Source organism: Stenotrophomonas genospecies 3 (assembly GCF_054473855.1).
On record NZ_JBTMUR010000006.1, the window covers coordinates 49,994 to 63,912 of the forward strand.

The window sequence follows — 13,919 nt, forward strand, 5'->3', positions numbered from 1 at the left end:
CCGCAGGAACGCCTAGCCTGACGTGAAGAACGTAAAGGCAAGGGCACGGAGGTGTTAGCATCAGAGGGCATGAATCCTGCTCCGAACCTGATCCTGATCGGCCCGATGGGCGCCGGCAAAACCTGCATCGGCCGCCGCCTGGCCGAGCGCTTCACGCTGGACTTCGTCGATGTCGACCAGGCCATCGTCGATGCCGCCGGCGCCAGCATCCCGACAATCTTCGAGCACTCGGGTGAAACCGGCTTCCGCAGCCATGAGCGCGAAGCCTTGGCCCGTGTGCTGGAAGGCCGCGGCCAGCTAGTCTCCACCGGTGGCGGCGCCGTACTGGATCCGGACAACCGTGCGCTGATCGCCCAGCGCGGCTTCGTGGTCTACCTGCGGGTCAGCGTGGCCGCGCAGCTGGAACGCCTGGCCCGCGACAAAGGCAGGCCACTGCTGCAGCGCCCGGACCGCGAGCAGGTGCTGCACGATCTGGCTGCTCACCGCGACCCGCTGTACCGCGAACTGGCCGACCTCACCCTTGATACCGACCCGTATACCGCTGCCGACGCGACCGCCCACCTGGTGGTCAAGCTGGCCACGCAATGGCAGCGCCAGGACCTGACCGCATGACTTCCCCCACCCTGCTGCAGGTCGCCGTTGGCGGCGACCGCCCCTACTCCATCACCATCGGCGCTGGTGCCCAGGCCGACGGCACCGCGTTGGCCTCGCATGTGCGCGGCCGCCACGTGCTGCTGCTCAGCGACAGCGAAGTCGCCCCGCGCTATCTGGCATCGGTCAAACAGACGCTGCTGGCCGCACGCGCGGACCTGATCATCGGCGAGCACGTGCTGGCTGCCGGCGAAGCCTCCAAGACCCTGGCCGAGTTCGGCCGCGCGATCGAAGCACTGGCCGCGCTCGGTGCCACCCGCGACGCCTGCGTGTTCGCCCTCGGCGGCGGCGTGGTCGGTGACCTTGCCGGTTTCGCTGCCGCCTGCTGGATGCGCGGGGTGGACTGCGTGCAGCTGCCGACCACCCTGTTGGCGATGGTCGATTCGTCCGTGGGCGGCAAGACCGCGGTCGACATTCCGGCCGGCAAGAACCTGGTCGGCGCATTCCATCCGCCGCGCGCGGTCATTGCCGATACCCGCGTGCTGGCCACCCTGCCACCGCGCGAGCTGCGCGCCGGCCTGGCCGAAGTGGTGAAGTACGGCGCGCTGGGCGATGCAGTGTTCTTCGAATGGCTGCAGCAGCATGCCGATGCGCTGCTGGCCGGCGAGGATGCGGTACTGTCCGAAGCCATCGCGCGCAGCTGCCGGCACAAGGCCGCCATCGTCGAGCGTGATCCGTTCGAGAAGGGCGAGCGTGCCCTGCTCAACCTCGGCCATACCTTCGGCCATGCCATCGAGACCGAACAGGGCTACTCGGCCCCGGGCCGCGATGCGCTGAACCACGGCGAAGCGGTGGCGGTGGGCATGGTGCTGGCGGCAACGCTGTCCACCGACCTGGGCCTGGCCGACGATGCCGACCGCGCGCGCCTGCAGGCGCTGCTGGAACGGCTCGGCCTGCCGGTGGCGATCCCGGCGGGGCTGGACCCGCAGGCCCTGCTCGGCCGCATGCGGCTGGACAAGAAGAACGTGGCCGGCCGCCTGCGCCTGGTGCTGTGGCGTGGCATGGGCCGCGCCGAAGTGGTGCCGGACGTGGATGAGGCAGCGGTGCTGAAGGTGCTGTCGGCCCGGTAGTGCCGGCCAACGGCCGGTACGACCGCGTTGCGGCCGGGGTCACCCTGGCCCCGCTACAATCGGCGCCATGCACGTCTACCTGCAACATCCCGACGCCGGTGCGCAGGCACCGCGCTTCCTGCGCCTGAGCCTGCAGCCGGATCTGTTCGGCGGCTGGGAACTGCTGCGCGAGAGCGGCCGCGTCGGCAGCCGCTCGCAGCTGCGGCGCGAGCTGTTCCTGCAGGCCGACGAAGCCCGCCATGCCTTCGAGAAGGCCCGCGATGCCGAACTGCACCGCGGTTTCCAGATCCTCTCGCACGGCGACTGACGCCGCTGCCAACTTTCGTCCAAGGAATGCCCATCGTGACCAGCCCTCTCCGCAACGATCGCCTGCTGCGCGCCCTGCGCCGCGAACCGGTGGACTGCACCCCCGTCTGGCTGATGCGCCAGGCCGGACGCTACCTGCCGGAATACCGCGCGACCCGGGCCAAGGCCGGCAGCTTCCTGGCCATGGCCAAGAATCCGGAGATTGCCTGCGAGGTTACCCTGCAGCCGCTGCGCCGCTTCCCGCTGGATGCGGCCATCCTGTTCTCGGACATCCTCACCATTCCCGATGCGATGGGCCTGGAGCTGTACTTCGTCGAAGGCGAAGGCCCGAAGTTCCGCCACCCGGTGCGTGATGAAGCGGCCATCGCCAGGCTGGCGGTGCCGGACATGGAACAGGACCTGGGCTACGTGATGGACGCGGTGCGCCTGATCCGCCGTGAGCTGGACGGCCAGGTGCCGCTGATCGGTTTCTCCGGCAGCCCGTGGACGCTGGCCTGCTACATGGTGGAAGGCGGCGGCAGCAAGGACTTCGCGCGGATCAAGGCGATGGCACTGAACCATCCGCAGGCCCTGCACCGCCTGCTGGAGGTCACCACCGAGGCGGTGATCGCCTATCTCGGCGCGCAGCGCGCGGCCGGTGCACAGGCGCTGCAGGTATTCGATACCTGGGGTGGCGTGCTGTCGCCGTCGATGTACCGCGAGTTCTCGCTGCGCTACCTGCAGCGGATTGCCGAGGGCCTGGAGCGCGGCGAAGGCAACGAGCGCACCCCGCTGATCCTGTTCGGCAAGGGCACCGGCCTGCATCTGGAAGCGCTGTCGCAGACCGGTGCCGATGCGCTGGGCCTGGACTGGACGCTGGATCTGGACGAGGCGATGCGCCGCACCGGCGGCCGCGTCGCCCTGCAGGGCAACCTCGACCCGACCACCCTGTACGCCTCGCCGGATGCGATCGCCGCCGCAGCAGCACGCGTGCTCGACACCTATGCCGCCGGCAACGGTGGTTCGCGCGAGGGCCATGTGTTCAACCTCGGTCACGGCATGTCGCCGGACATGGACCCGGCGCACGTGCAGGTGCTGGTCGACGCAGTGCACGCGCACAGCCAGCGCTGAGCATTGCGCATGCGGTTGCGGCGCGATATTGATCGCGCCGTGACCCGCAGTGCGCGATCATGGCGTCCCCCACGCTGCACCGGCCACACCCCATGTCTACATCGCCATCGACCTACAACCGCCAGCGCCCCCTGCTGTGGCTGGTTTCGTTGGCGATCTTCATGCAGATGCTGGACTCGACCATCGTCAACACGGCCTTGCCGGCGATGGCGGCCAGCCTGGGCGAAAGCCCGCTGCAGATGCAGTCGGTGGTGTTCAGCTACGCGCTGGCGGTGGCCACTTTCATCCCTGCCTCCGGCTGGATTGCCGACCGCTACGGCACGCGTCGTACCTTCCTGGTAGCGATCATCCTGTTCACCCTCGGCTCGCTGGCCTGCGCGCTGGCCCAGCACCTGCACCAGCTGGTTGGGGCACGTGTGCTGCAGGGTATCGGCGGTGCGATGCTGCTGCCGGTCGGTCGCCTGGCGGTGATGCGTTCGGTGCCGCGTGAGGATTTCCTGCGCGCGATGAGCTTCATCGCCATTCCGGCACTGGTCGGCCCGTTGATCGGCCCCACGTTGGGTGGCTGGCTGGTCGAGATCGCGTCGTGGCACTGGGTGTTCCTGATCAACCTGCCGATCGGCGTGATCGGTTTCATCGCCGCGATGAAGATCATGCCCGACCACTACGCCAGCCATCGCACCCGTTTCGACCTGCGCGGCTACATCATGCTGGCCTTTGCGATGGTGGTGCTGTCGCTGGCGCTGGACGGCATCTCCGGGCTCGGAACGCCACATGCGCTGGTGATGCTGATGACCGTGGCCGGCCTGGCCGCACTGGTCGGTTACTGGCTGCATGCCGCCAACTCCACCGCGCCGTTGTTCTCGCTGGCCCTGTTCCGCGTGCCCAGCTACCGCATCGGCATCCTTGGCAACCTGTTCTCGCGCATCGGCAGCAGCGCCATGCCGATGCTGATCCCGCTGCTGCTGCAGGTCGGCCTGGGCCTTGGCCCGATGAACGCTGGATTGATGATGGTGCCAGTGGCGGCGGCCGGCATGGTGTCGAAGAAGCTGGCGGTGAAGCTGGTCGAGCGCTACGGCTACCGCCGCGTGCTGATGGTCAACACCGTGCTGGTGGGCCTGGCGATGGCCAGCTTCATCCTGATGACACCCGGCCAGCACCTGGCCTGGCGCCTGCTGCAGCTGGCGTTCTTCGGCGCGGTCAATTCACTGCAGTTCACCGTGATGAACACCGTGACGCTGCGGGATCTGGACCGCGAGTTCGCCAGTTCCGGCAACAGCCTGCTGTCGATGGTGATGATGCTCGCCGCCGGTTTCGGTGCCGCGGCGGCCGGCAGCCTGCTGGCCGCGTTCGGCAATCACCTGGACAGCAACAGCGCCACCGCCGCGTTGCACGCCACCTTCCTGTGCGTGGGCGCGATCACCCTGACCTCGACGATGATCTTCTGGCAGCTGCCGGACACCAAGCCGGAGCCACGGCAGGTCGAGCACGTCGCGGAGTGAGGGGGTTCGGCAGGGTTGCACCCTGCACCCGCAGAGGCCCAACCCGAAGCAACAGCAACAGCAACAGCAACAGCGAGCATTCCGTGGGATGGCGGGGCAGTGTGGGCTTGCAGGACACGCCGTAAACCCGTCCATGGGGGCTCGATGGCGCCATCCATGGCGCCAACGGTCCTGCAAGCCCACACCGCCCCACCTCTGACAGGTTCACGCGGCTGTGGGTAACGGCGACTGTTGGAACGCGCGGTTGTTGGTAGGTGTCGACCTTGGTCGACACATCTGTCAGATATCGAATGAGTCATCCACGCGTGGCGTGGATCTACTGTGTCGACCAAGGTCGACACCTACCAAAGCGGTGCACGACGCCGTTCTGGCAGATCGCGGCATTCTGTCGAAGCCGGGGTGGGTCCGGTTGCGGGGGCGTGAGCCGCATGGGCCCGAGGCATGCCTCGGGCGGGTTGGGCAGGACGCCCAACCCCGGTCTTGCCGTGTGCGCAGGACAGCGCACACGAGCAAGCGGCGACCGAGCTTACATGGGTGAGGGCGCTTTGCTTGCGAAGCACGGCTTCGCAAGCGCCCGAACGCACAGCCGCCAGCGGCTGGGCCGGGCCCCGGAGGGGGACTTGCAGCGTCCCCCGCAACCGGACCCACCCCGCCATCCCACGGATTGCACGCTTTTGACGTTGACGTTGCTTCTGCAGGTGCAGGGCTGCAAGCCCTGCAATAATCCCTACCTTCCCATCACCCGGGCGATCGCTTCCACCAGCAGTTCCCCGGTCACCGGCTTGCGCAGGAAGCCACCGATGCCGGCCGCCTCCACCTGCTGCTGCAGGTCCGGGTCGGTACGTGCGGTCACCGCCAGCAGTGGCAGCATGTAGCCCTGGTTGCGCAGATGCTGGGCCAGCTCGAAGCCGCTCAGGCCCGGCAGGTCGAGATCCAGCAGGCCGACGTCGAAATCACCGGCACTGATCTCACGCAGTGCCGCCAGCGCATGGCCCGCATGTACCACCTCGTGCCCGCGCGCACTCAGCAGCCCGCGCACCACATCGGCCACAGTCGCGTCGTCCTCCACCAGCAGTACCCGCAATGGCGGCATGTTGGCCGCGTCCTCGCGGTGCGTTTCACCATCTGCTTCGGCATCGGCATCGACCACCATCGGCAACGGCAACGTCACGCCGAAGCAGGTGCCGCGACCAAGCTGGCTCTCCACCTGGATCCGCCCCTGCATCGCATGCGCCAGTTCGCGGCAGATCGCCAGGCCCAGGCCACTGCCGCCGTACTGCGCCGCGGTACGTGCACCATCGGCCTGCTCGAAGCGGCGGAACAGGCGTTGCTGTTGCTCCTGGCTGATGCCGGGGCCGGTGTCGCGCACTTCGAAATGCAGCGATCGCAGCTCGGCGTCGCTGCGCGCGTGCAGGGTGATGGTGCCGCGGTTGGTGAACTTGACCGCATTCGAAAGCAGGTTCAGCAGGATCTGCCGTACCCGCATCGCGTCGCCGGTGGCCTGCAGGCCGGGCGGCAACTGGTTGTCGAGGGTGAAGCGCAGGCCCTTCTGTGCAGCCAACGGGCCCATCAGCGCCGCCAGATCCTGCAGCAGGCAGCTCAGCGCGAACGGCTTGGACTGCAACTCCAGACGGCCCGATTCGATCCGCGCCAGGTCCAGCGCATCGTTGACCAGATGCAGCAGGTGCTCGCCGGCGTGGCGGATTGATTGTGTATAGCCGCGCTGCTGCGGATCCAGCGGTGAGGACAGCAGCAGCTCGCTCATGCCGAGCACACCGGTCATCGGCGTGCGGATCTCATGACCAAGGTTGGCCAGGAAGCGGGTCTTGGCCGCCGACGTCTGCTCGGCCAGCTCCTGCTTGTGCAGCGCCAGCTGATAGGCGTGGCGACGCTGCAGGCGGCGACGGTACAGCCAGGCGAACCAGCTGGTCAGCAGCAGCGCGAACGAGGCCAGCACCAGCAGGCCGGACAGGCTGCGCCACCACGGTGGCTGCACGCGGAATTCCAGGCTCTGCACCCGTGACCAGACATGGTCGGCCGACCGCGCCTGCACTTCCAGCCGATAGCTGCCCGGTGCCAGCCGCGAGAACAGGCGCTCACCGGCCGGTCCCACTTCCACCCAGTCCGGGTCATAGCCGGCCAACCGGTAACGATAGGTATTGGACGCCGAATCGGCGAACGACAACAGGCGCGCGACGATGCGCAGATCGCGGTCGCCATCGGCGATCTGCAACGGCGTGTCGTGGGTGAGGTCCAGCACCTGCTCGTTGCGGCGCACCTCCACCCGCTCGATCACCAGCGGCGCACGCCGCATCGAGGGCCGCACCTGCTCCGGGTCGAACACCACCACACCGGCCGGCGTACCCGCCACCAGATGGCCGTCTCCCGACATCACCAGCGTGTGCTCGCGGAATTCCTGGCTCGGCAGGCCGTCATGCACGCCATACAGGCGCACGCTCTGGCCATCGGCGCCGATGCGCACCAGGCCACGCGCGCTGGTTGCCCACGCCACCCCCTGTGCATCGACCACCAGCCCCGAAGCGGAGATCGCCGGGTAGCCCTGCTCGGCACCGATCACGGCCTGCCGCTCCAGCCGGCCCTGGCTCCAGCGGTAGCGCGACAGGCGGCCATCCTCGGACAGCCAGACCTGGCCATCGCTGCCCACGTGCAGTGCATGGATCGCGGTCGCCGGTGCGCCCGGTACCGGCTGGAAGCGCTCGCTTTCCGGCAGCCACTGCAGCAGGCCTCGGCTGCTGGCCAGCCATATATGGTCCTGCGGCCCGCATTCCACATCGAGATTGAGCTGGCCCTGCTGCAATCCGCGCTGGCCATTGTCCAGCTGGCGCCGCAGGCGCCCATCCAGATCGCGCTGCTGAAGACCCGACGGCAGCATCAGCCAGAGGCTGTCACCATCACAGGTCATCATCGATTCGATGACCCCTTCCATGGTCGCGTCGGCGCCGGCATCCCGGCCCCAGCGGCGCAGATCACGCCGCTTCGGGTCGTAGCGCAGCAGCGCGTCGTTGGAGCCGATCCAGACCTGGCCGCGACGATCCTCGCGCACCGAGGTCAGCCAGTGCATGCCGTTGACCCAGGTGCGGTGCTGTTCGATGCGGCCGGTCTTCGGATCGAAGCGGTCCAGCGCGCCGTGGCTGCCGACCGTCCAGATGCCGCCGTTGCTGGACGGGCTGGTACCCAGCACGAAGGCATTGCGCAGCGAGCGCGGGTCGTCCTCCAGCCGCGACAGCACCGAGAACTGCCACCAGCGCGGCAGCAGGTGCCACAGGCCGGCGTTGGTGCTGGCCAGCCAGATGCCCCCCTCGCGATCCTCGTAGGCGCCGGTCCAGTTCGGGCGTACCGGGCCACGCGCCACCGCGCTGTACAGCGGCACGGCCTGGTACTGGCCATCGACCGCGCGGCCAAGGCCGGTGCGGGTGTCCAGCCAGTGCCCGCCCTGCTCGTCGCGCAGCATCATGCCCAGCACCTGTTCGCCTTCGGGCAGCTTCCAGGACGGTGCCTCAAAACGACCATCGGGACGACGCACGATGGCACCGGCCATCGTGCTGATCCAGAGGCTGCCATCGGGCTCGGCCGTCAGGCCATTGATCAGCAGGCTGGGAACAATGCCGGCACCAACCCGTTCAAAGTCCGTGCCGGTCCAGCGCGCGACGCCATGCTTGGTGCCGATCCACAGGCTGCCATCGGCCAGGGTTGCCAGATAGGGCACCGATGCGGCCGGCAGGCTGCGTGGGTTGTTCGCTTCGGGCAGGAAGCGCTGCAGCCGGTCCTGGTTGTCCAGGCGGTACAGACCACCTTCGTGGGTGCCGAACCAGACCGAACCATCCGGCGTGGTGGCCAGGCTCCAGACCGTGTTGGTGCCCATCAACGGCTGGCTGCTGCGGTCGTAGAAATGCAGCTGGCGGCGATCGGCCGACATCCGTACCAGGCCCGCGTTCTCGGTGCCGATCCAGAGCTGGTTGCGGGCATCGACCAGCACCGTCCAGATGCGGTTGTCGCGCAGGCCGTCTTCCGAGCGCCAGATCCGGTAGTTGCGCCCGTCGTAGCGGGCCAGACCGTCGTTGGTGGCGATCCAGAGGTAACCGTAACGATCCTCGGCCATGCGGTTCACGGTATTGGACGGCAAGCCGTCGAACACCGTCACCTGGCGCGGGCTCGGTGGCACCGGCTGCGCCGCAGCGGGCGACAGGCAGCACAGGAGGACCAGCAGCAGCATCGCCGCCCGCAGATACACCACCGATTGCCTCCTCACGCTGCTTCTGATGATTCCCGCACTACGGGCGTCGGCATGGTAAACCGAAAGTCGCGCCGTTCACGCCCGGCGCTGGCGCATTCAAAGGGCGGCTTGTCGTTTTGCGCGCGCCTGGGCAATGGCAGTCACCAGCATGTCACCGGTCACCGGCTTGCGCAGGAAGCCATCGAACCCGGCCGCCAGGACCTGGGTCTCGGCGTAGGCATCGGAGCGCGCGGTGACCGCCACCAGGGGGAGTTCATAGCCCATGGTGCGCAGCTGGCGAGCGATGGCGGTGCCGTCCAGCGCGGGCAGATCGAGATCGAGCAGGCCCACGTCAAAACCATCGGTGGCAATCTCCGAAAGCGCGCCCAGGCCATGCAGCACATGCACCACGTCGTGGCCACGGCCACGCAGCAGGCCGGCGATGACCTCGGCCACGGTCGCGTCATCTTCCACCAGCAGGATGCGCAGCGGCGGCAGCACCGGCAGCACCGGCGACTCGCCCGGCGCATTGGCGGCCTGCCGGATCCAGGGCAGCGGCAACCACACCCGGAATCGCGCGCCCTTGCCCGGCTGGCTGTCCACTTCGATGCGTCCGTTCATGGCCACGGCCAGCTCCTGGCAGATCGCCAAGCCCAACCCGCTGCCGCCATAGCGCGACGCGGTGCGCGGGCCGTCCGCCTGTTCGAAGCGATGGAACAGCCGGTCCTGCTGCTCGGCGTTGATGCCCGGGCCGGTGTCATGCACTTCGAAGCAGAGTCCGCCACCGTTCTCTTCCAGGCGCACGGCCAGGCCGACGTGCCCGCGCTCGGTGAACTTGATTGCATTGCCCAGCAGGTTGAGCAGGATCTGCCGCACGCGCATCTCGTCGCCGCTGACGCTGATCGGCCCCAGCGGATCGCCCCCACGCTGGAACCCCAGGTTGCGCTGCTTCGCCATCGGCTCCATCAACGCCTGCACCTGGTCGAGCAGGCCAGCCAGATCGAACGGGCGCAGGTCGAGCTCCAGCCGGCCGGCCTCGATGCGGGCCAGATCCAGTGCGTCATTGACCAGCCGCAGCAGGTGGCTGCCAGCCTGCTGGATCGAGCCTGCATAGCTGCGCTGCACCGCATCCAGCGGGGTGGCCAGCAGCAACTCGCTCATGCCAAGCACACCGGTCATCGGCGTGCGCACCTCATGGCCCAGCGTGGCCAGGAACCGGCTCTTGGCCTGGGAGGCCTGCTCTGCCAGTTGCTGCTTGTGCACGGTCAACTGCCATTGCTGGCGGCGGCGCAGGCGCGCACGGATCGACCACACCAGGATAAGCAGCAGCAGCGAGCCGATCAGCAGGTAGCCGAAGATCGCCATGCCGCTGCGCCACCAGGGCGGCAGCACCTTCACCTGCAACCGCTGTGAAGGCGTCCACGTGCCACTGGCCGTTGCCGCCTGGACTTCAATGACGTAGCTGCCGGTCGGCAGCCGCGACAGCGTGCGCTGGCCGTCACCGCCCTGCTCCACCCAGTTCTGGTCGTAGCCCTGCACCCGGAAGCGGTAACGGTTGCCCTGCGGATTGGCATAGGAAAGCAGTCGCGCATCGATCTGCAGATCACGATCATCCGGGCCCAGCAACAGCGTGCCGGTGGTCGGCAGCGGTTGCCAGCCGCGAGCATCATCGCGCCGCACGCGGACCTCGGCGATCACCAGCGACGACGGCGGCAGCACCGCATCGGCAGCATTCACATCGAACACGACCAGGCCGGTCTGGGCCACCGCGAGCACGCGACCATCGGCATTCACCGCCGGCGGCCTGCTGGTGAACTCGGCGTCGGGCAGACCATCGCGTTCGTTGAACTGCTGCAGGCGGCGCGTTTTCGGGTCCCACCGCAGCAGGCCACGTGGCGTGGTCGCCCACAGGCGGCCGTCTTCGGCCAGCGCCAGTCCTCCCATGCTGACTGAGGGCACGCCAGCACTGCCATCGATGCGCTGGATCAGGCGGAGGCTCATGCCATCCCATTGGTAGCGTTCCAGCGCGCCCTGCCGGGCCAGCCACAGCTGCTGTGGATCCACCCACACCAGATCGTAGATCAGCCCGCGCGAAACGCCCGGCACCGCTTCGAAGCGCCCGGCCTGTTCACGCCAGATCCCCATGTCGCCCATCACCCAGGCCTTGCCCTGTGCATCAAAGCGGATCTGCTCAACCGGTGAATCGGCGGTCTTGCGGAGATCCTCCAGCGGGTAACTACGCAGCACGCGGCCATCGGCGCTGCGCTGCTGCAGGCCCAGGTTCATCACCGACAGCCAGACCGTGCCATCGGGGGCCTGCCGCATCAGATCGATGCGCTGGCGCAGATCGGCTCCCCCATCGATATGCCAATCGTGCAGCGCGCGGGTGGCCGGGTCGTACACGCTGATGCGGCCGGCACGCCCCAGCCACAGGCGCCCGTCCGGCCGCGGCAGCACCGACCACACCGCCCCGCTGCCGATCTCGCGATCGCTGGCCAGCAACTTCAGTACTCCCTGCGCGTCCAGCTGGTACACGCCATGCGCTGAGCCGACGTAGTAATTCCGGCCATCACTGGCTGCACTCAGCAGGTACTGGCTGTCCAGCGGCTTGCCGTCGAGCTGGTTCCAGATCGAAAACCGGCGCCAGTCCGGCGGCAGGTAGGCCAGGCCCTGGGTCAGCAGCGCCACCCACAATCCGCCCTCATGGTCCTGCATCAGATCAAGCACACCGCTCTGGGCAGTGAGGAAGCCACTGCCGCGGTCGCCGTCGAGCCGCCGCAGCATGCTGGCATCTCCACGCAACAGGCCATCGGAGGTGCCCGCCCAGTAACCGCCCTGGCGATCGGCCAGCACCAGTGCCGAACGCAGGCGCGCACTGTCGGCCCAGCGCGGACGGCTGACCCGGTCCTGCGCGTCGATACGGTAAAGGCCGTCATTCTGGCTGCCGGCCCAGATCGAGCCATCGGGGTCGCGGCTCAGGCGCAATACACTCAGCGCCCCCAGTTCGCGCGGCGCGACAGCCTCGAATCCAGTCCCGTTCCAGCGCGCAATGCCCGCCTCGGTGCCGATCCACAGTCGCCCCTGCGCATCGACCAGGCTGCTGTAGATGGTATTGCTGGGCAACCCGCCAGGACGGGCCGGATCATGCTCGAAGAAGCGCAGGCTGCCGTCTTCACCGAAACGGCAGACGCCATGGCCACTGGTGCCGATCCACAGTGCATCCTCGGCGTAGGCCAGCGTCCAGAACTGGCTCATGCAGGGGCCGTTGACCGCATCGAAGGTCTTGAAGCGTTCGCGGTCGGCATCCAGCCGGGCCACGCCCTTGCCATTGATGCCGACCCAGACGCGGTCCAGGGGATCGACCAGCAGGGTCTCGATCTCGTTGCCGGGCAGCGAGCCCGGCTGCTCCGGATCATGTTCCCAGACCCGCAGGTTGCCGCCGCCATAGCGCACCAGGCCACCATCGGTGGCCGCCCAGATATGGCCCTGGCGGTCCTCGGCCAGCGCCAGCACCATGCGCGAGGGCATGCCTTCAGCTGCACCGAAACGGCGCAGGCGCGGTGTTTCCGCCATGTCGAGGGCCGTGGCCGCCGTGGCGAACGCCATCAGCAGCAGCCCCATTCCCGCGATGCCTCGGCACCACAGGCGCCAACCGCTCGTCATCCTGAACCCCCTGTCCTGTCCCGATTGTCACACAGGGCCGGGTTCATGGCTGCAACAGCCTGTTTCCACCGGTGGACCCACCACGAACTGTTGCAGCCATGCACGCAACGTTGGCGGGGGGCTGTGCGTATGATCGCATCGTCCCCCTTCCGGAGCCCGCCATCGATGCGTCCCTGCCTGGCCCTGCTGCCGATGCTGCTCGCCACCGCCCCCGCCTGGGCGGATGCAGATACCTATCGCCTCGATCCGGTGCATACGCGTGTGCTGTTCACCATCGACCACGCGGGTTACTCGCAGGCGATGGGGACGGTCTCCGGCAGTGAGGGCCGCCTGCAGTTCGATCCCGACAACTGGCGCGAGGCCACACTGGATGTCGAGGTCCCCGTGTCGCGATTGGACCTTGGTGATGCCAAATGGAACCAGGCCACGCTGGCCCGCAGCCTTCTGGATGGCGAGCGTTTCCCGAAGGCACATTTCGTCTCCAGCCGGGTCGAACCGATCGATGCCAAGCGTGCGCACGTGATCGGTACCCTGACCCTGCGCGGCGTCAGCCAGGAAGTCACCCTGGACGTGACCCTCAACGCCATCAAGCGCTACCCCCTCCCCCCGTTCCGACGCACCGCCGGTTTCTCCGCCAGCACCACGCTGAGCCGGCGCGCGTTCGGCATCACCGCCTGGCCGGGCGTCATCGGTGATGCAGTACAGCTGAGGATCGAGGCTGAAGCCACCCTCGACCGCAGCGACGCCCCGGGAACTCCCGCTCCCGTTCCGCACTCCGACCCCAAGACGGCCCGCTAGAGGACCTTTCATGACCGCCAAGAACACCCCCGCCGCCTGGGGGAGTGTCAGCCAGATCCTGCATTGGTTGATCGCACTGCTGATCCTCGCCCTGGGCGTGGTCGGCCTGACCATGGGTGAACTGCCCAAGACGCCCAAGTACTTCTGGGTCTACACCGCACACAAGTCGATCGGCATCACCGTACTGGCGCTGGTGCTGTTCCGCCTCGGCTGGCGCCTGTACGCCGGCGCCCCCAAGCCGGTGCCGGGCGTGCCCAGCTGGCAGGAGCGCATCGCAAGCGCCACCCACGTGCTGTTGTATGTGCTGATGTTCGCCATCCCGCTGTCGGGCTGGCTGTACGACTCGGCCAGTGGCCTGCGCCCGTTCCGCTGGTTCGGCCTGGTTGATGTGCCCAAGCTGAGTGGCCCGGATCCGCAGGTCGTCGCGGTGTCCCACGCCATCCACGAATACGGCTTCTGGCTATTGATCGCGGTGGTGCTGGCCCATGCCGGCGCTGCCTTCTACCACCACCTGTTCCAGCGCGATGCAACGTTGTCCCGCATGTTGCCGCGCGGCTGGCTCGCCTCCCCTCAGAAGGACTGACC

The 13,919-nt window shown here is 67.9% G+C and carries 9 protein-coding genes; 7 read left to right on the forward strand and 2 right to left on the reverse strand.

Features of this window, described 5'->3' with window-relative positions; all coding sequences use genetic code 11:
• The first annotated feature begins 69 nt into the window (after nt 1–69).
• The 5 genes from ACX9OT_RS09645 to mdtD all read left to right on the forward strand — a co-directional run bounded on the left by ACX9OT_RS09645 (nt 70) and on the right by mdtD (nt 4,639).
• A complete protein-coding gene (locus ACX9OT_RS09645; protein ID WP_032127802.1) occupies nt 70–612 on the forward strand; it encodes a shikimate kinase in 543 nt (180 codons plus the stop codon).
• Nucleotides 609–1,721 (forward strand): 3-dehydroquinate synthase, encoded by a 1,113-nt coding sequence (gene aroB, locus ACX9OT_RS09650; RefSeq protein ID WP_459001857.1) that lies wholly within the window; start codon nt 609–611, stop codon nt 1,719–1,721. The genes ACX9OT_RS09645 and aroB overlap by 4 nt, the downstream gene beginning before the upstream one ends.
• A 67-nt stretch (nt 1,722–1,788) precedes the next feature.
• The gene (locus ACX9OT_RS09655) at nt 1,789–2,028 is read left to right on the forward strand and encodes a WGR domain-containing protein (protein ID WP_032127800.1); all 240 of its coding nucleotides are present in this window, start codon (nt 1,789–1,791) and stop codon (nt 2,026–2,028) included.
• A 26-nt stretch (nt 2,029–2,054) separates the two neighbouring features.
• Nucleotides 2,055–3,137 carry a uroporphyrinogen decarboxylase gene (gene hemE / locus ACX9OT_RS09660; RefSeq protein WP_032127799.1) on the forward strand — a complete coding sequence of 361 codons (1,083 nt, stop codon included), beginning with the start codon at nt 2,055–2,057 and terminating at the stop codon, nt 3,135–3,137.
• A 92-nt stretch (nt 3,138–3,229) separates the two neighbouring features.
• A complete protein-coding gene (gene mdtD / locus ACX9OT_RS09665) occupies nt 3,230–4,639 on the forward strand; it encodes a multidrug transporter subunit MdtD (protein ID WP_010482759.1) in 1,410 nt (469 codons plus the stop codon).
• Between the two features lie 727 nt (nt 4,640–5,366).
• On the opposite strand, the gene ACX9OT_RS09670 is transcribed toward mdtD, so the two are convergent.
• Both ACX9OT_RS09670 and ACX9OT_RS09675 read right to left on the reverse strand, forming a co-directional pair.
• Entirely contained in the window at nt 5,367–8,894 is a 3,528-nt protein-coding gene (locus tag ACX9OT_RS09670) for a hybrid sensor histidine kinase/response regulator (protein WP_459001860.1), read from the reverse strand.
• 96 nt (nt 8,895–8,990) lie between these two features.
• Nucleotides 8,991–12,536: a hybrid sensor histidine kinase/response regulator gene (locus ACX9OT_RS09675; RefSeq protein WP_459001862.1), complete on the reverse strand. Its 3,546-nt coding sequence runs from the start codon at nt 12,534–12,536 to the stop codon at nt 8,991–8,993.
• A gap of 165 nt (nt 12,537–12,701) precedes the next feature.
• Between ACX9OT_RS09675 and ACX9OT_RS09680 the strand changes: the two genes are divergently transcribed.
• Both ACX9OT_RS09680 and ACX9OT_RS09685 read left to right on the forward strand, forming a co-directional pair.
• A complete protein-coding gene (locus ACX9OT_RS09680) occupies nt 12,702–13,334 on the forward strand; it encodes a YceI family protein (protein WP_032127796.1) in 633 nt (210 codons plus the stop codon).
• A gap of 10 nt (nt 13,335–13,344) precedes the next feature.
• Entirely contained in the window at nt 13,345–13,917 is a 573-nt protein-coding gene (locus tag ACX9OT_RS09685; protein WP_005410672.1) for a cytochrome b, read from the forward strand.
• Nucleotides 13,918–13,919: the final 2 nt, after the last annotated feature.